The 18,292-nt window shown below is 39.1% G+C and carries 17 protein-coding genes and 1 tRNA gene; 10 read left to right on the forward strand and 8 right to left on the reverse strand.

Going from position 1 to position 18,292, the window contains the following annotated elements; genetic code table 11:
• From DMZ48_RS18860 to DMZ48_RS15515, 8 genes are all read left to right on the forward strand, one after another.
• Positions 1 to 866 (forward strand): collagen-like protein (locus DMZ48_RS18860; protein WP_143956078.1); only part of this gene is annotated, 866 nt, incomplete at its 5' end.
• Between the two features lie 18 nt (positions 867 to 884).
• Positions 885 to 3,155, forward strand: coding sequence for an Ig-like domain-containing protein (locus DMZ48_RS15485; RefSeq protein WP_143956079.1), 2,271 nt, complete (start codon positions 885 to 887; stop codon positions 3,153 to 3,155).
• Between the two features lie 4 nt (positions 3,156 to 3,159).
• Positions 3,160 to 4,128, forward strand: a complete 969-nt coding sequence (locus DMZ48_RS15490; RefSeq protein WP_143956080.1) for a PorP/SprF family type IX secretion system membrane protein — start codon at positions 3,160 to 3,162, stop codon at positions 4,126 to 4,128.
• Between the two features lie 112 nt (positions 4,129 to 4,240).
• A complete protein-coding gene (idi, locus tag DMZ48_RS15495) occupies positions 4,241 to 4,765 on the forward strand; it encodes an isopentenyl-diphosphate Delta-isomerase (RefSeq protein ID WP_143956081.1) in 525 nt (174 codons plus the stop codon).
• A gap of 2 nt (positions 4,766 to 4,767) precedes the next feature.
• On the forward strand, positions 4,768 to 5,178 hold the full coding sequence (locus tag DMZ48_RS15500) for a 6-pyruvoyl trahydropterin synthase family protein (RefSeq protein WP_143956082.1): 411 nt from the start codon (positions 4,768 to 4,770) through the stop codon (positions 5,176 to 5,178).
• A gap of 18 nt (positions 5,179 to 5,196) precedes the next feature.
• Positions 5,197 to 6,168 carry a type I phosphomannose isomerase catalytic subunit gene (locus DMZ48_RS15505; RefSeq protein WP_143956083.1) on the forward strand — a complete coding sequence of 324 codons (972 nt, stop codon included), beginning with the start codon at positions 5,197 to 5,199 and terminating at the stop codon, positions 6,166 to 6,168.
• Positions 6,169 to 6,204: 36 nt separating this feature from the next.
• Positions 6,205 to 6,471 (forward strand): hypothetical protein, encoded by a 267-nt coding sequence (locus tag DMZ48_RS15510; RefSeq protein WP_143956084.1) that lies wholly within the window; start codon positions 6,205 to 6,207, stop codon positions 6,469 to 6,471.
• Positions 6,472 to 6,541: 70 nt separating this feature from the next.
• Positions 6,542 to 6,615, forward strand: a tRNA-Thr gene (locus tag DMZ48_RS15515).
• 61 nt (positions 6,616 to 6,676) lie between these two features.
• Here the strand turns inward: DMZ48_RS15515 and DMZ48_RS15520 are convergent.
• From DMZ48_RS15520 to DMZ48_RS15540, 5 genes are all read right to left on the reverse strand, one after another.
• The gene (locus tag DMZ48_RS15520) at positions 6,677 to 7,411 is read right to left on the reverse strand and encodes a DUF4369 domain-containing protein (protein ID WP_143956085.1); all 735 of its coding nucleotides are present in this window, start codon (positions 7,409 to 7,411) and stop codon (positions 6,677 to 6,679) included.
• A 48-nt stretch (positions 7,412 to 7,459) separates the two neighbouring features.
• The gene (locus tag DMZ48_RS15525; protein WP_143956086.1) at positions 7,460 to 8,725 is read right to left on the reverse strand and encodes a DUF819 family protein; all 1,266 of its coding nucleotides are present in this window, start codon (positions 8,723 to 8,725) and stop codon (positions 7,460 to 7,462) included.
• Between the two features lie 99 nt (positions 8,726 to 8,824).
• Positions 8,825 to 10,678, reverse strand: coding sequence for a M61 family metallopeptidase (locus tag DMZ48_RS15530; protein ID WP_143956202.1), 1,854 nt, complete (start codon positions 10,676 to 10,678; stop codon positions 8,825 to 8,827).
• A 65-nt stretch (positions 10,679 to 10,743) separates the two neighbouring features.
• Positions 10,744 to 11,559 carry an HAD family hydrolase gene (locus DMZ48_RS15535; RefSeq protein ID WP_143956087.1) on the reverse strand — a complete coding sequence of 272 codons (816 nt, stop codon included), beginning with the start codon at positions 11,557 to 11,559 and terminating at the stop codon, positions 10,744 to 10,746.
• Positions 11,556 to 12,896, reverse strand: coding sequence for a serine hydrolase domain-containing protein (locus DMZ48_RS15540; RefSeq protein WP_143956088.1), 1,341 nt, complete (start codon positions 12,894 to 12,896; stop codon positions 11,556 to 11,558). The genes DMZ48_RS15535 and DMZ48_RS15540 overlap by 4 nt, the downstream gene beginning before the upstream one ends.
• Before the next feature lie 153 nt (positions 12,897 to 13,049).
• Between DMZ48_RS15540 and DMZ48_RS15545 the strand changes: the two genes are divergently transcribed.
• Positions 13,050 to 13,820: a S1/P1 nuclease gene (locus DMZ48_RS15545; protein ID WP_143956089.1), complete on the forward strand. Its 771-nt coding sequence runs from the start codon at positions 13,050 to 13,052 to the stop codon at positions 13,818 to 13,820.
• Here DMZ48_RS15545 and DMZ48_RS15550 read toward each other — a convergent pair.
• Complete coding sequence (locus tag DMZ48_RS15550) at positions 13,817 to 14,701, reverse strand: AraC family transcriptional regulator (protein WP_143956090.1); 885 nt, start codon at positions 14,699 to 14,701, stop codon at positions 13,817 to 13,819. The genes DMZ48_RS15545 and DMZ48_RS15550 overlap by 4 nt on opposite strands.
• Positions 14,702 to 14,864: 163 nt before the next feature.
• Here DMZ48_RS15550 and DMZ48_RS15555 point away from each other — a divergent pair, with 163 nt between their 5' ends.
• Positions 14,865 to 15,266 carry a hypothetical protein gene (locus DMZ48_RS15555; protein ID WP_143956091.1) on the forward strand — a complete coding sequence of 134 codons (402 nt, stop codon included), beginning with the start codon at positions 14,865 to 14,867 and terminating at the stop codon, positions 15,264 to 15,266.
• A gap of 1,325 nt (positions 15,267 to 16,591) precedes the next feature.
• On the opposite strand, the gene DMZ48_RS15560 is transcribed toward DMZ48_RS15555, so the two are convergent.
• Both DMZ48_RS15560 and DMZ48_RS15565 read right to left on the reverse strand, forming a co-directional pair.
• Complete coding sequence (locus tag DMZ48_RS15560; protein ID WP_143956092.1) at positions 16,592 to 17,203, reverse strand: alpha-ketoglutarate-dependent dioxygenase AlkB family protein; 612 nt, start codon at positions 17,201 to 17,203, stop codon at positions 16,592 to 16,594.
• Between the two features lie 12 nt (positions 17,204 to 17,215).
• Positions 17,216 to 18,088 carry an AraC family transcriptional regulator gene (locus DMZ48_RS15565; RefSeq protein WP_143956093.1) on the reverse strand — a complete coding sequence of 291 codons (873 nt, stop codon included), beginning with the start codon at positions 18,086 to 18,088 and terminating at the stop codon, positions 17,216 to 17,218.
• Between the last annotated feature and the right edge of the window lie 204 nt (positions 18,089 to 18,292).

Here is an 18,292-nt window from a genome sequence, read left to right on the forward strand (position 1 = left end):
GTCCGCAAGGTGTTCAGGGTGAAACTGGAGCTCAAGGTCCACAAGGAATTCAAGGAGAAAAAGGTGACCAGGGAGATCAAGGTCCGACTGGTGCAACCGGAGCTCAGGGTCCACAAGGAGAAGTAGGTCCACAAGGTCCTGCTGGTCCAACTGGTCCAACTGGTGCCGCGGGTGCGAATGGACTTGACGGAGCGACCGGTCCACAAGGTCCTAAAGGTGATCCGGGAGACCCGGCAACCGACGATCAAACATTATCTACAGACGGAACTGCTGGTAATCTTTCCATCTCTGGAGGGAATTCAGTTACACTTAATGTGAATGATGGAGATTCGGTAATCGGAAATGAGACAGTAACCGGAATGGTATTAAATGCTTCGACAGGTGTGTTAACACTTTCTGAAGGCGGTAATACAGATAAGACCGTTGATTTGAGCGGACTAAACACAGATGATCAAATTGCTTCTGAAGTAGATCTTGACGCAGAATTAGATGTGGATGGAGATGGGGTAAATGAGACCACCGTGCAGGAAGCGATTCAGGATGTAGTCAAAGTTACAGCAACTGCCGGAAGAATATTCTATCCACCATCAATTGCGATAAATGCGGCTACTACCGGTACCGGAAGAACACTGAATCTGTATACACAATATACCGCTGAATTCGGAAGCCCGATGGCAAGCAGTGCCGGAGCTCCGGGTGCGATACCAGTGTATGCTGCAAACGAATTATACTACTATGTGACCAATTATGATACTGACGTGTTCGCCAATGTATCCATTTCTGCAACCGGAGTAATGACCTATGATGTGATTGCTACTCCCAGAAATTACAATGCGATCATCAACGTAGTGTTCGTCGTAAAATAATTTTAAAGAAACATTGACTTGAAAGTCTTAAGATCACATATAAACCTTTTACTGACATTCGGACTCGTACTTTTTAGTGCGGGTCTGCATGCACAGTTTATTCTAACCGCTCCGGGAGATAGTGATGAAACAAACTATCGTTGGTATAATGCGGTGGAGCCCGATAATTTACTGGGGTCTGAACGAACTTTTGAGGTGAATGTTCCGGGTGTGTATTTTGCTACCTATGATGGAACATTATGTGGAAAAAATGCCACAAGCTATTTTATTGTAACCTTTTGTGGTAAACCGAATAATGAAGTGACACTCGATATTTCTTCCAGTGTGCCTTCAGGAGCAACAGTTAGCTGGACTCCGGCGGTGACCGGTGATAAACTTCGGCCGACTGTAACTGCTGATGGTAGTGTAACGAAATATACCCCTTATGTACATATCTTAGGGAATAAAAAAAAGTTGCCAAGCTTTACGGTGGTTTGCTTACAAGGACCATTTATGTTGGTAGATGACCTGGTAAGTATCGATCAGGATGAGCCGGTGGTCATACGAATGCTCGACAATGATGTAGATATTCCATCTATTGGGGTGATTAGTTATACGGATCCTTTACATGGTCTTGTTTCTCTTGATGATCATGGAACCCCATCGGATCCGCGTGACGATACTTTTGAGTACCTACCAGAACCTGGTTTTAGCGGAGAAGATACCTATACCTATACCTTGACACTTATTAACAGCGACGGTTCCACTATGACCGATACTGCTACTATCAAGGTGATGGTAAATAATATAAATGATCTGCCTATAGCAACTAACGATGTGTTAAGTGTTTACGAAGATAGTTCAGGCGGATCTGCAAATCAGATCAATGTAGCTCTAAACGATGACATTGGGTATGATGGGGGAGATGATGATAATTACGATTTGTTTACTCCTCCAAACAATGGAGTGGTGACAGAAATAAGTGATGGGGTATTCGAATATATTCCTAACCCGAATTTTAACGGAATGGATAGTTTCGTCTATTCACTGACTGATGTCGATGGTTCGCAAACCACAGCGGTAGTTACGGTTCATGTACTACCGGTTAATGACGATCCGGTTGCGGTGGATGACCATGAAGATATTACTTCAGGAACGTCATTTATTATTGTAGTGTTGGATAATGATTATGATATCGATGGTGATCTCTTAACCGTTGCAAGTTTTGATGGTGTTGATAAGGCAGAGGTTGTTTTAAATGACGATGGAACGTTTACTTATACTCCAAAACCCGGATTTACAGGTATGGATACCTTTACCTACACGATCAGTGATGGAAATGGTGGATCTTCGACGGCTACCGTTACGATCAATGTTCTTTCTGAAAATACAGTAACACTGGCTTTTGATGATGAATTTGAAATGGAGGAAGATTCAGAAGCGGTTCTCGACATATTGCAAAATGATGCAATAAATGCAGGGGCTACGGTGATTATTACCAATGTGCAGACGCCGATCAATGGAGAAGTAATCCTGAACGCAGATAATACGTTACGTTTTATTCCTGAACATGATTTTGTAGGTGTAAATCAATTTGAATACACCATTTCGGTTACTGATACCGATGGAATCGTTTACAGTGGTACAGCTACGGTGACCATAAAAGTTACTCCGGTGCAGGATATTGTCAATGATACTGCGAATGTCGATTCGTCAAATCCGGAATCCATTGTAATCAGCGTATTTGACAATGATACTTTCCATGATGATACTATCGTGACCATTATCAGTATTTCTACACCGATCCATGGCACGGCAACACTTAACCCGGATGGCACGGTAAGTTATTTAGTGGAGCAATCTTTTGAAGGTCTTGATGTGTTCACTTATACTGTTGCCGTTGTGCATTCTGATGGGAGCACTAATAACGAAACCGGAAATATTACCATAACCGCGATCAGAAGTACATCATTACCGGCACCATCTCCTGAGGAGGAAGAGGAAGAACTGTTGCTGGTACATCAATTGGTGACTCCAAACGGAGACGGACAGAATGATTGGCTACAAATAGATGGTATTGAATTGTATCCTGATAATTCAGTGCAAATATTTAACCGTTGGGGTGTCAGAGTGTTTGAGACATCCGGATACGGACAAGGAAGAAATTATTTCTATGGTATCTCTGAAGGTAGATTGACAATAAGTCAACAAAGTAAATTACCATCAGGAACCTACTATTACATCATCAATTTTAAAGATGAGAATGGATATAAGCATAATAAATCAGGCTATTTCTACATAAATAATTGATCAAATGAAGAAGGGAGCTTTGAAAATATTTAAACTTTCGTTACAGATCTGGCTGGGACTATTTGCATTGATCGTAAATGCACAGCAGGATTCTCAGTATACACAGTATATGTTCAATACGATGAGTGTGAATCCTGCTTATGCAGGAAGCAGAGGGATGTTCAGTTTTACCGGAATGTACAGAAATCAGTGGCTCGGACTGGACGGGGCACCGGAAACTCAAACCCTCAATTTCCATACGCCGGTTAGAAACAGCAAGTTTGGAGTAGGGGTTTCCGTCATTAATGATAAGATAGGTAATGGTGTTAATCAGGAAACGAATTTTGATATCGTAGCTTCCTACACGGTTGAAACCTCCTACCAGGGGAAGTTATCTTTTGGATTGAAAGCAGGTGCAAATCTACTGAATATTGATTTCACTAAATTAAATCAATATGATGATGTAGAGTTTACTGAAGATGAGAACATTGATAATAAGATATCTCCAAATATCGGAGCTGGTGTTTACTATCACACCGATAGTTGGTATGTGGGATTATCAGTGCCAAATTTAATTCAGACTCAGCATTTCCAGGAGTCAGCAAATGGCAATACATCCAGTTCAACCTATGTGGCTAAAGATCGCATCAATTACTATTTGATAGGGGGGTATGTTTTCGACCTGAATTATATGTGGCAATTCAAACCGACCGTTTTGACTAAGGTCGTTGCAGGAGCGCCGATGCAGTTCGATCTTTCGGCAAACTTTCTGTATGATGAAACCGTGACCATGGGAATCGGTTATCGCTTCGATGCTGCGATTACTGCTATGTTAGGATTTCAATTGAACAGATCGCTTAATGTTGGCCTGGCCTATGATCGGGAGATCACGGAACTTGGAGGCACCCAATTCAATAGTGGAACTATGGAATTCTTTCTCCGATTTGAACTTTTCAGAAATTACAGAAGAATCACAACCCCTCGATTCTTTTAAATGTTCATTAGCGATCATAAATTGTAAGTTTCCTTTTTAGATCACATTAGATTCTCCGTTTTCTATTGTCCTATGCTCTTTATTTTAATTTGTAAGTGCTATTTTTACCCCTATGAACGAAGAAGTAGTAATACTGGTAAACGAAAAGGACGAACCGATAGGAACCATGGAGAAGATAGAAGCCCATGAAAAGGCTTTACTGCATCGTGCCTTCTCTGTATTTGTCTTCAATGATAAAGGAGAAACCATGATCCAGCAACGAGCTTTGAGTAAATATCATTCACCTGGATTATGGACAAATACCTGCTGTAGTCATCAGAGAACCGGAGAGACCAATATTCAAGCCGGAAAGCGGAGGTTGATGGAAGAGATGGGTTTTGAAACAGAGTTGAAGGAGGTTTTTTCTTTTATATATAAAGCCGCCTTTGATAATGGTTTGACAGAACACGAATTCGATCACGTAATGGTGGGGCAGTTCAATGACCTTCCGGACATCAATCCTGATGAAGTAGCAGACTGGAAGTGGATGACACTGGAAGATATAAGGGAAGATATGAATTTCCATCCGGAGAATTATACAGCCTGGTTCCGAATCATTTTTGATAAATTCTATAAGTATATCCACAAACAATCTTAGCCATGAAACTTAAAGTAAGCAGAAGAGGTCATTTCAATGCAGCACATCGATTGTATAGAAAGGACTGGGATCATGAAAGGAATCAGGAGGTTTTTGGTAAGTGTAATAATCCTAATTATCATGGTCATAATTACGAAGTGATCGTAAGTGTATTTGGAGTTATCGATCCGGATACCGGATTTGTGATGGATATGAAGATTCTTAAAGATTTGTTGAGAGATGAGGTTGAAGAGTATCTGGATCATAAAAATCTCAATCTTGATATTGAGGAATTCAAGGATACAAATCCTACTGCAGAATATATAGCAGTTGTAATCTGGAATCGCCTGCGTCCTCATATTGATAAAAACCTGGCTCTTGAGGTTCAGCTGTTCGAAACACCAAGAAATTTTGTAACCTATTCTGGGGATTAAAACAATACAGTTATTTAAATGACAGAATTATATCCATTAAGATTTAAGCCGATTTTTAAAGATTATCTCTGGGGAGGTACTAAGTTGAGATCGGTTCTAAACAAAGATTTTGAAACAGATACTGCTGCTGAAAGCTGGGAAGTTTCTGCAGTTGAAGGAAATGTTTCTGTAGTGATGAATGGTCCTCTGGCCGGAAAAGAATTACAGGAATTGATCGATACTTACCAATCCGAATTGTTAGGGGAGGCAGTATTTAACAGGTTTGGTAATATGTTTCCTATTCTGATAAAGTTTATTGATGCTAATAAAGACCTTTCCGTTCAATTACACCCCAATGATTCCCTTGCGCGTGAAAGACATGATTCGTTCGGTAAAACGGAGATGTGGGTTGTTATGGAGGCTGATGAAGGGTCGGAATTGATCGTTGGATTCAATAAAGATCTTAGCAGGGAGGAATATACCGAAGCTTTAGAGAGTGGTAAACTGATGGATATCCTTAATCGTGAAAAAGTAGGATCCGGGGATACGTATTTTATAAAGGCAGGGAAGGTGCATGCGATAGGGGCAGGCATTTTACTGGCAGAGATTCAGCAAACCTCTAATATTACCTATCGAATCTATGATTATGACAGAAAGGACAAGGACGGAAATACCCGTGAATTACATACCGAACTTTCTGTTGAGGCGATCGACTATAAGAAGAAAGATGATTATAAGGTTCGCTATGAAGAAGAATATAATGTATCTAACCCTATGGTGAAGTGTGATTATTTCAACACTAATTTCCTCAATATATACGGTACACATACAGCGCAATTGGTCAACAGAGATTCCTTTACGATCTATATGTGTATCGAAGGTCAGGTACAGCTAACAGTGAACGGTAATTCGGAATCATTGACCATTGGTGAAACTATTTTGATCCCGGCGAATATCAATACGGTGAACTTTAGTGCCGCGAATGCAAAAATTTTAGAGGTACATCTCTAGAATTAAATTAATTTTGCAATATAAAAACACACGAATATGGGAAGTATACGAGATCTCAAAAAAGATATCAATTTTGTACTGGGAGACATCATCGAAGCGGTTTATCTGTGGGAACTGAGCACTGGACAAAAACAAACGAAAGAAGGTAATGCAATTATCGATGAAGCTATCGATACATTTGATGAACTAATCGCAAAGGTTAATGATCGTTCTGTGGAGAACAGACAATCTCATTTGAAGGAGGTAAATAAGGAGCTAGAGACCAAAGCAACTGCTTTGATCGAAAAAGTTAACAGCCTTTAAATTTTTATAAAAATTTATTTGGAAATTATTCCGACAAATTTATCTTTGCGGTCGAATTAAAAAGTTCGACGCCGATGTAGCTCAGCTGGCTAGAGCAGCTGATTTGTAATCAGCAGGTCGTGGGTTCGAGTCCCTCTATCGGCTCCTAATAAAAAAGGTCTTTCAAATGAAAGACCTTTTTTAATTTATGTAGGCAGAGGTTTGTTTATTCAGCGTTCTCTGCGGTATCTTTGGAATTTTCTCCTTCTTTGATCTTTTCGATATATTTCTTTAGCGCTGTACCGTATTTAGACTTAGCAACTGGTTCAGAAAGCATGTTGTTGATCGAGTCGAGATATTTAACCGTAAGGTTCGGTGCTTCGGTCAATACCAGATACGGCGTAACATAACTGTCTGAATTATTAAAGATGTAATTAACAGTATAAAGGAAAGAGCGTTGTTGATTTCTGTTTAGTTCTGTGATCAGTGAATCTGCGATCTCCGCGTCACCATTCTTTTCTGCTTCGAACTTAGATTTGATAAGTTCAAGGTTTTTATTGGAGAACTTAGAGCGCATTTTTCTATATTCATAAAGTTTATTATTCGTTGCTGAACCTTCCACAATCGCTTCCGGAGCAAAATAATCACGAGAAGTTTTAATAGTGATCGTTCCTTCTTCTCCGAAGAAATCAAGTCGGTCGTTTAATTGGTTTCCATCATTTTTATCGAGATACAGGTAAAAAATCTCCGGTCCTTCGATATCTGTTGAAAAAGTAAACTCAGGATTACCATTTATTTGAAGGGAATCGATGGTAATAAGTGTGGTATCTTTAACTCTCTGAAAGTAGAGTGTACCTTTTTTAAGTCCTTCAATTTTTCCATTTACAACCATATTCTTGCTTTCTTTAGCACAAGAGAATAGGGTAAGAGCAGTCAGCATTGCAATAAATCTTCTTCGCATTATTCTAATAATTTGATCGGCAAATATGCATATTTATGTTCTATTATACTAAATTTTTGAGGCTATTTCGAGTAGATATGCACAAAACAAAGCCCCGTAAGTACCCACTGCGTAACCGAAAACGGCTAATAGGACACCAACTGTAGCAAGGGAAGGATGGAAGGCTGCTGCGACAACAGGTGCAGATGCGGCACCTCCTACATTCGCCTGACTTCCCACTGCAAGGAAGAAATAGGGGGCCTTGATCAATTTGGCAACCCCGATGAGTAATAAGGCATGTATAGTGATCCATATAAGTCCAACAACCAGTAATCCTGGATTGTCAAGAATTTTACTTAGGTCCATTTTCATTCCAATGGTCGCAACGAGAATATAAATGCATATTGAGCCCAGCTTACTCGCTCCGGCACCTTCATAATTTCGAGCCTTGGTAAAGGAAAGAACTATGCCTATAACGGTTGCAATTGTGATCATCCAGAAGAACTGTGACCCGAAGGATGACAATGCATTGGTCTGATCCTGTATTGCGGCAACATTCTTCATAAGAAAATCTGAAATATTGTTGGCACCCCAATGAGCAAGTCCAACTGCGGCAAATGCCAAGGAAAGCATGACCATGTAATCTTGGAGACTTGGGTTTCGGGTTACTTTTTCAGTAAATGTCAATACTTTCTTCTTTAGGGTTTCTATCGCTGAACTGTCAGCTTGTAACCATTTGTCGATTCGGTCATTTTTGCCGATACCGATAAGAATCACAGCCATCCAGATATTGGCAACCACAATATCAACCAAAACCATTCCTCCATATTTTTCGGGATTGAATTTAAAGATCTCGAGCATTGCTGCCTGATTAGCACCCCCTCCGATCCAGCTACCTGCTATGGTTGCCAGACCACGCCACACAGCATCAAATTCAACGCCTCCAACGGTATCCGGTGAAATGGCAGATACGATCAATACTGCAATAGGACCACCGACAATGATACCCAGGGTTCCTGTGAGGAACATGATTAAAGCCTTTGGCCCCAAATTAAATACCGCTTTGAGGTCCATGCTAAGCGTCATCAGCACCAGAGATGCAGGAAGAAGATAGCGGCTGGAGACAAAATAAAGATTTGAAATTTCATCCGATATCACATTTAACGAGGTCAGAATAGCTGGTAGCATGTAACACATTAACAGTGCCGGTACAACTTTATAGAATTTACTCCAAAAACCTGATTTTTGTCCAGATGTTATGAAGACAAATCCAAGACAGAGCATTATCAGTCCGAATACGATAGTATCGTCAGTAATAAGGGGTCCTTCGTTCATAGTAAAGTTTTCAATTTGCGGCAAAATACGAAATCCAAATAAAAAAGCCACCTCGTAAATTGATTAAGAGGTGGCTTTATGATTGTTATCCGATTTTTACTATCCTTTTAACCAGGCTTCACGGAGTTTTAATTGTTCCGTAGTAACATCTTCGGTCGAATGTAATTTTTCAGATTCATAAGTAGCTTCACTTATTTTGCCACTAAGATTGATTTCTTCACCATTTCTGATCACGGTTACGGCAATGTCGTCACCATCTTTCCATGTCATCGACTGAACGAAAAGTTGTCTGGCGTTATCCAGATTATATTCAGTACCATTGACCGCTTTAATGATATCGTTACCTTTTATTCCAAGGTCGTTGAAGAAGCTGTTCAGTTTGATATCCCGAACAAAGATCTCCTTAGTATCAGGGTTTGCATCGATAAAGATCTCTTCACCCATGATTAAATAATTACTGCTCTCAATCACCGTGCTGAATTCAAGTCCTGCCTTTTTGAAGAAATCCATATAAGGTATGGTAATGTCTCCGATGACATAGGTGTCTATAAACTCACGTACTTCAGGATAGGTCAATTCAGTGATCACATCAAAAAGTTCATCATCTTTAAATGGTTTGTCTTCCCCATATTTGGCTGAAAGTTCTTTCATCAACCATAGAATACCTTTTTCACCACCACTTTGTTCTCTGATGATCATATCAATGCACATGCCGATGAGGGCTCCTTTCTCGTATACGTTGGCGTAATTATCCTTGTAAGGGTCAACAAGAATGTTCTGACTCATCTCCGTAAAAGACATGTTATCATCATACCTTTTGGAATTCTCTATTTTACCGATCATACGGTCATAGAATTCCTGCTCGTCAATAAGACCTTGATTGATCTGGAACAGATTAGCGAAATATTCGGTGACACCTTCGTACATCCATAGATGCTTTGACATTTTCGGATGGTTGTAATCGAAATAATGTACCTCTTCGGAGTGTACTGACAACGGAGTAACAATGTGAAAGAATTCATGGGATACCACATCGGTCATGGTTTGTACCATCATCTCCTTAGGCATTGCTTCCGGAAGTACTACTGTTGTGGATGTGTGATGTTCCAGCGCACCATAACCCGTCGGTGAAAACTCATCCATTTTACCGAGGAAAAGTAGAATATTATATTTCTTGGTGCTGTTCAGGTCTCCCAGAAAGCTCTTTTGAGCCTGCATCATTGTTTGCATTTCTTTCTTCAGACTTAAAGCTGAATACACTTTACTAGGAGAATAAACGGAAAGTGTAACTTCAATATCGTTGATCACGAAGGTTTCTGAATCGGGTCTTGCATACATAACCGGATTGTCGGTTACCTCGAAATATCGATTTGCATAGAACTGATCGGTATCAGGATTTGTAGTTTCGGCTTTGGTCATTGAGGTATATGCCTGAAATCCTTGTGGTTTCATAAAAGTTATCTGATAAGGTCTTTGCTTTAACCCATCGAAATAACCAACCAGCATATGCATGTTCAGAAAGAAATTATTTCCTGCATCGATATTCGTTCCCGCAGGAGAGAAAACAGGGTCTTCTGTCTGTTGCTCCGTATCGAAACTGTCATTCACATAGTATATAACCTTGTCTAGTTTTGTTGCATTGGAAATGGTCCAGGTATTTACATCCGCTTTAGTGACCGTTAATGGATTATTGTTGTAATCCAAAGCGGTGAGACTGTCGATAAATTGACCATAATCATTATCACTGTAGGTTCCGGGGACGGTTTTGGGAATATAGAAATTTATGGTTTCTTCGGTAAATCGGCCGGGATTTACCTCTACTTTCACCTTATCGTTCTTAACATTTACGAGATCGATACTGGCATTTACTGGAATATCGGTTGCCAGATCGTTTAATTTGGGTGTACAGGAGAATACTAGAAATGCTCCTGTAAGCACGAGCAGCTTTTTCATCATTGACTTAAATATTATTTAAAATTCCGGACCACGATTTTATCCGAAAGACACAAATGTACTATTTATAGAATAAAACGATCCAGATATTTAGCGACACCATCTTCTTTATGATGCAGGGTGATATCACGGGCAACAGCTTTTACCTCGTCACGTGCATTTGCTACGGCTACCCCACAACCTACACCTGCTATCATTTCCACATCGTTATAGTTGTCTCCAAAGGCCACGACATCTTCAAGGGTCGGGTTGCCTTCCATGAGTTCCAGTAATTTTTTGATCCCGGTAAGTTTTGATACTTCACGATTGGCGATCTCGATATAGGTGTCTTTAGCTCTGTATAAATGAAGGGAATCACCAAACATTTCCGTAAGATCCTGAAAGGCTTTTTCTATGATCTCTGCATCTCCCATGCAAAGGATCTTATGTGCACCTTTGCCGGCAAGCTTCCATTCGGAGATCACCTTTTCATTTGGTTTTAATCGCGGGGTTACTTTGGTATTATTTTCTTCTCTTTTTGCCCAGTAGTCCATTTTTTCCACATACCATTCATCATGGTTGTACAGGCTAATATGAAATCGCTCTGGCAGTGTGAGATTATATTCATGGATTCTCTGAAGAGTATCTGAATCGATCTCTACCGAATGAATAACCTGATTTTCCCGGAGTACCAAAGCACCGTTATAAGCGATGAGCGAAGATTCTGGTTTTTGAAGTTTTTCTCTGAAATGTTTCATCTGGTCGGGCATTCTCGCGGAAACCATGATAAATGGATGATTCTCGGAAATTGCATCGATTCTTGAAATGGTATATTCAGAAAGTTCTCTGTCTTTGTTCAATAGTGTACCGTCGATGTCGGTAAAAAAGATTTTTGGGTTCATTCCGTATCGGATTTTATAAAAAGCAGTTCCTGACCATTTTGCTTGAGGATCAGGCCAACAACATTGTCAAATTCATCGCGATCAATTATAATACTTGCATTGACCACCTTATAAAAAAAGGAATTTTCACCCCTGTAATAAATGGGGTAGGGTGGTTGCCCGGTCAATTTGGAGATCAAATGATTCTCTTCGGGAGAAAGTAGAAGTTGCATCCCATAGGCATCATTGATATAAGTTCCTGTGTACTCCTTTAATTCTTCGGCAGTGACAGGTGTTTCCTTACTGAGTAAAATTGGATTTATTTCGGGGTCGATAAGATGTAAGAACAGATCATTCAGGTCTCCGGTAGCAGTATTTGTAAGAATGGTTATAACCCGGCCGGTATTTTTGTCGATACATATATACGATCTGAATCCACCGGTACCTCCTTCGTGATAGAGACGCCCCTTTTGATCCAGAAACCATGCATATCCATGATTGTCCTTTCGTTGATCGGTAAATTGTATTGTGCCGGCAAGTTCCATAGCATCGGCTAGCGGACTGGATTTATCGAGATAGGCACATCCATATTTCAATAGATCTTCAATAGTACTCTTAAGAGCACCTGCACCTGCATAAGCTTTAAAGTGCCACGGAGAAACCTTAGTAGTGCCCTGATAGGGTGATGCCAGATTTTTAGCCGATTGTTCAGGTACCTGTATATAGGTGTGTTCCAGTTGTAAAGGAATGATCACCTTTTTGCGTAGTGTTGAGGTGTATGTGCCACCAGTGATACTACCCAGTATTTCACCTAAAAGTCCGAACCCTAAATTGGAATAGGAAAATCCTTTTGATTTAATTGACGGGCTATAGGTTTTAAGGTATTGTAGCATATTTTCCCATGAATAATTCTTATAAGGGTCTTCAGGGGTTGAAGGGTCTAAATTATCCGAGAGTCTTGGTAAGCCACTACTGTGGGTAGCGAGTTGTTTAAGATTAACGGGTTTGCCTTCAGGGTCTTTTAGCTCTATGTTGTCGGGAAGAAATTCTGAAACCGCTTCTTTTGGATCCAGAAGGCCCTCGATGGACATGGATGCAAGCAGCAATCCAGTAAACGTTTTGGTGATAGAACCAATTTCGTAAAGCGTGTTTTTATCAGCTTTTAAATGATGTTCGGTGTCTTTATATCCATAGACGAAGAAATGTTGCCCCAAACTATCAGAGATCCCAATGGCTATAGAGGGGTTTGTAGTGTTATCAACGCGGAGTTGCACCTCGGTCTTAACCGTTTCCGGGATCTGAGCCGGACTTGTTTTTATGAATAGCAGGAATAATGCCGGTAGCAGCCAATATTTCATATTGAAATTCCTATACGTTATCTTTTTGAATTTAAGGTCGTAAAGTTAGCAAAGTCGCATGAAATATGGGAGGGATGGGGCTATAATCTTTTATGAAGTAAAACAGGTCGGATTTTGAGCTTCTTTATTAAATTTGAGGACAAATAAAACGTTATGAGAATTTTCACCTTTATTTTATTGTTCACTGTAGTTAATGCCTTTGCTAATTCTGATGACTGGGGTAAAACAGGGCATCGCACTACCGCAGAAGTTGCAGCCCGTTACCTTGACCGAAGCGCACAAAGAGAAGTCGAGAGAATTCTCGGTGGAGCGTCTCTTGCTTTGGTTTCTAATTTTGGAGATGATATCAAATCTGATCCCGAAATGCGCAAATATTCACCCTGGCATTATGTGAATATGGATGCTGGAAGTAACTATGGTGATGTGCCTCCTGTAAAAGAAGGCGATATTGTCCAGGCAATTGAAAAATGTATTTCGGTTTTGAAGGATAAGAACGCTACAGATAAAGACAAGGCCTTCTACTTAAAACTATTGGTTCACTTCATGGGAGACCTTCATCAGCCGTTGCATGTTGGAAGAGCCGGTGATAAAGGGGGGAATGATATACAGGTCAGATGGTTTTCGGACGGTAGTAATCTTCATAGAGTTTGGGATAGTGAAATGATCGATTTTTACGGTATGAGCTATACAGAGCTCAGTAACAATCTACCTGTGATCGGTAAAGAGGAGACAAAACGTATAGCGCAGGGTAGTTTGCTGGATTGGGTGGCAGAAAGTCAGCAAATAGCAGATAAGGTATATGATTCAGCATCTTCCGGAGACAAACTCGGGTATGCCTATATGTATGATTATTTTGATGTGGTAAGGTCACAGCTTCTCAAAGGAGGTATTCGTCTGGCTGAAGTTCTCAACGATATCTTTTAGTTCTTTTCACTTTTATTCCTGAAAAGTTGAATATGTTTCTCCCGGTATTCCTTTGGCGTGATATTGTGTTTTTTTTTGAAGGTTTTCGTGAGATGACTCTCATCGGTAAAACCAAGGCCGTAGGCAATTTCTGAAATGGAACTGGAAGTATTTCGCAACCTGAATTCCGCGATAAGAATTTTATAGTTAAGTATATATTGGCGAATACTTTCACCGGTCTCTTTTTTAAAGAAATTATTGATATAGTTGGGAGACATGTTAAAATGTTCTGCCAGACTTTCAATCTTCATTAGCTCCGGATTGTATACATTACAGCGTATATAGGATAGGATCTCATCTGCTTTGTTGATATAGATGGTGGGTGTCGGTTCACCTTCTGATCTGTATTTTTCCACAATATTTCTTGCGATGATGCTTAGCATGGTGCTGACAATGTTAGTGAGTATGCTGAGGTAAAACTCCATTTCAGCCTTGTATTCTTTAATCAGCAATCGCTTCAGTAAAAAGATGGTAGTACGGTCGTCTTCATGAGTAATACTATCTCCTGGCAGAATATTGGGATGATGTAGTATGTGTTCAATTCGATGAAGCCAATCCGTTCTATCGGGTAACTGTGATTTAGCTGAAAAGAACAACTCTGTGAATCTTATATTCGTAAAGGAGGTGGGTTCCTCCATTTCGAAGCTGTGAATGTCTTCCGGAGCAAGGAGGAAGACCGCACCGGATTGGAATGGAATACGAACATCATTGATCACGTGAATTCCTGTTCCTTTATTGATGAAGACGATCTCGAAGTAATTTTGATTGTGGGGTAGAATGTCCCAGGTGTCTGATTCCCATTCGTTAATTATAAATGCATTATGAAGGTTGATTCTTACCATAGATGAGCAAATATGAATATTTATGATGTATCTGGTGATGTTTGATACTTATAATGTTGATGTTCAGTGAAGTTACAGATTTTAGTGCAAATAATTGGTCGAATTTTACAAGTTTGAATAATTACTATGGTTGTACTTTTGTGCCGCTGAAAATCAAAGGATTATGAAGATAGGTGACATAAGGTATATCGGAGTGGTTAAGGCGGTATTTATTACTGTTTTATTGGCTCATGGTATATTAAACACTATCGGTTTTCAGTCGTATCATGAAACGGTGAAATCATTGCATGGCAATGCCGAATTCTTTAATGCCGCTTTTTTTTACCACTTGATGTGCTATATTCCCTTTGCTGAGATCATGCTGGCCGTTCTGCTGGCTACAAGAAAAGCTAATCGATGGATTCTGAGTTTTGGATTCATCTTGTTTTTAATCGCTACTTATTTTTATATCGATACGGAACAAAGCGGTTCCCCCATCCTTTTTTTATCGCTTGCATTCGTAACGGCTTGGTTCATAAAGAATACTGGTAATTTATATCGTAATAAGATACAACTTACCTACTAGAAATGGTTGTATTGAATAGCGGTCAGCCCTAAACGACTGCTATGTCAACTATTATGTTCATTTGATTTTTTAAGTTGTTAGTGAAGGTCGCTTCATTGCGGCCTTCACATTTTGAAAAGAAAGCTTATAAGGTTCATTGATATTGTAGTAATATTGTAGGAATTATTTGATTATCAATTCGTTGCTATGTTAATTAATGTATAAAGTACATTTAAAACATGGTTTTTTTATGCTTGAATAATATATTTGCCGCCGGAAAACGATATTTGAAATGATGGTCCTTAAAGGATAAATGATATATGCTTGACCTGCACATATAATCGGTTTATCGTCCCCAAATGATAAATCGGTTATGTAATGCAAACCTAACTTAATCAAATTAAGTTACAATCCCCCCGGCTCCCGTTTCCCAGAAGAAACGGGGCCGTTTAAGAATAAATTTCCAGTTAAGTTTTTTGAAATATTACGATACACCCGAACAAAAGGTGTTTGCTTTAAATTGCATTCATATGAATTTTAAAGTACTGAAATACAGTAGTTTGGTTTTTTAATCATGTATTGTTATAGAAGTGTGAAATTGACATTTATTAATTGTTTTTTACCTATTATAGCAATAACCGTTACCTTACCTTTGTGCTGTTATTTAAATGAAGATGATGATGAAGGAGTTAATTGAAATTTTGGCTGTACAGATTGAATCGACATTGAAGATGTTGTTTGATAGAATGCCAGAGCCTTCTGTACAATTTATACACTTATCCTACTTTGGGACAAGTAGCGTTCTCAAGCCCAAGACAAGAAGAACCTATTAAGATCTCATATTTGATTATTTATATTTTAAGTTAGTTGGTTAGTTAGTTTAAAGCCATGCATATCGCATGGCTTTTTTTATTGGTAATTATACTATTCAAATAAATTATAAAAATTCTTTGAGTTATGAATCAAAGGGTATTATACTATAGTAATCAGCTGAGTTTTTTTAGGATATCCATCCTATATGTATTTGTTTTTGAGAAGGATATCTGGACCAAGATGTACTTATTGATACCATATTAACAAAGATTTAAGGCTAATACCCCCATAAGCAAGTTAATATATGCATAAAATGAAAAATTAAGCTGATTTTTTACAACTGCTAAAGTGCTGATTCACCGTATCTTTGTAGTGTTGAATTAGAGAAGGCAGGAGCAAGAAAATTGAAGATGATCCCTTCTCATTTTTCAACAGATTCAAACAGGAAGTAATTCATTTTTGATTATTTATATTTAAGTTGGTTGGTTATGTTAAAAGGGCTGTTTCAGCCCTTTTTTCTTTTATAGATTTTTTCAGGATTTGTGATGGATTACCCTGTAGGTGAGGTTTATTCTGGGATTCTTTATTCGTTTTGATTTGGGTAGCTGATGCTTCCAGTTATGTTGTGTGGCTCCTGCCATGAGTAACAAACTTCCGGGTTCCAGAGCTATCTTAAATGTTTGCTCTTTCTTTGCTCTGTGTTTGAATTGAAAACTCCTGATTTCGCCAAAGCTCAGCGAAGCAATGACAGGATTCACTCCTAATTCCTTTTCGTCATCGGCATGCCAGCCATTACTATCCATTCCGTCTCTGTAAAGGTTCAGTAAACAGCTGCTGAATCGGATACCTGTAAATGCAGCTACTTTTTGTGATATCTCATATAAAAGTTCGGTATAGGGGAGGGGTATCATGGTAAGGCCAGAATATGTATAAGGATGATTGTTTTCGGCATACAATGCTGTTAACCTTGGCTGTGGTATCATCTTTCCGAATAGTCTGATCGAATCCTGTTTCCAGGAAATATCCGATAGTAATGCTCTGAATATGGTTGCGGCTTCAGAAAGATTAAAGAAATCCGGAACATAATATATTTCTGCATCCTGCAAAGGAAGAAGGTAATTTTGCAGTTGCTTTTTGGTTTCCAATGATACTATTTTTTAATCGGTGATAACCTTCTTTAATTCATTTCTATATTCTGAAGGAGATTTTCCCGTAAATTTCTTGAAAGATTTATTGAAATAGGAGAAATTATTAAAACCACTTTCATAACAGATCTCAGTAATACTGACCGGTTTTTCCGCAAGCAACTTCGATGCATGAACCAAACGGTACTCATTGACGAAATTAGTAAAGGTCTTTCCGGACATCTTTTTAAAATATCTGCAAAAGGAAGGTACGGTCATTCCCGACATATCAGCCATTTTTTCGAGGGAAATCTGTTCCTGAAAATTTGTTTTTACATAATTGAATATAATATTGATACGGTCATTATCCTGAACATCTGCTTGTATCGAAAATCCACTGGCATTAAGAATCTGATATTCCTCAGATATTTGCAGATCATTTAGTATCGACATTATTCCCAGAAAGCGATCGAAATTCGGCAATCCAGCCAAATATTCGATCCGTTCTCCTATCTTTTCTTTGGTTGCACCAGTAAATGCCAAACCGCCTTTGCAGCGTTCGAGAATCAATCGAATGTTTTTCATTTCTGGTTTATTGATCAGATCACCCAGGAAGTCCGGAGGAAGCTGGATCACAAATTCATTCTTATTTCCTGTGAACTTATCGGTAAATCCGCAGTGTGGAAGGTTAGATCCTATAAGAATAAGATCTCCATTGGTATAATAAGATATGTGGCTGCCGATCTGCCGTTTTCCAGACCCTCCGTTAACATAGACCAACTCCAGTTCCGGATGATAATGCCAGTACGACGTATTCTGATTTTGGTTCACATCGTATTTGACCAGAGAAAAGGAACTTCCGAATGAAGGGTTAATAACTTCTAAAGCAGGTTTTTTGAGATTCATGATATTCCTTATTAATAGTATAAAATTACAACAATGAAAAAGGAGCGATATATATTATATTAACGCAAATATACACTATTTTATCATAAGTTGTATTTTAACCCATTGCAGGAGTTAAAATAGTGCATAAATTGGAAAATACAGCGGTAGTGTAGCCTGGATTACCGTACTACTTTTGACTCAAGTTAATGTTTAACCATTAAA

This window comes from Robertkochia solimangrovi (assembly GCF_007279655.1).
Taxonomy (GTDB): Bacteria; Bacteroidota; Bacteroidia; order Flavobacteriales; family Flavobacteriaceae; genus Robertkochia; species Robertkochia solimangrovi.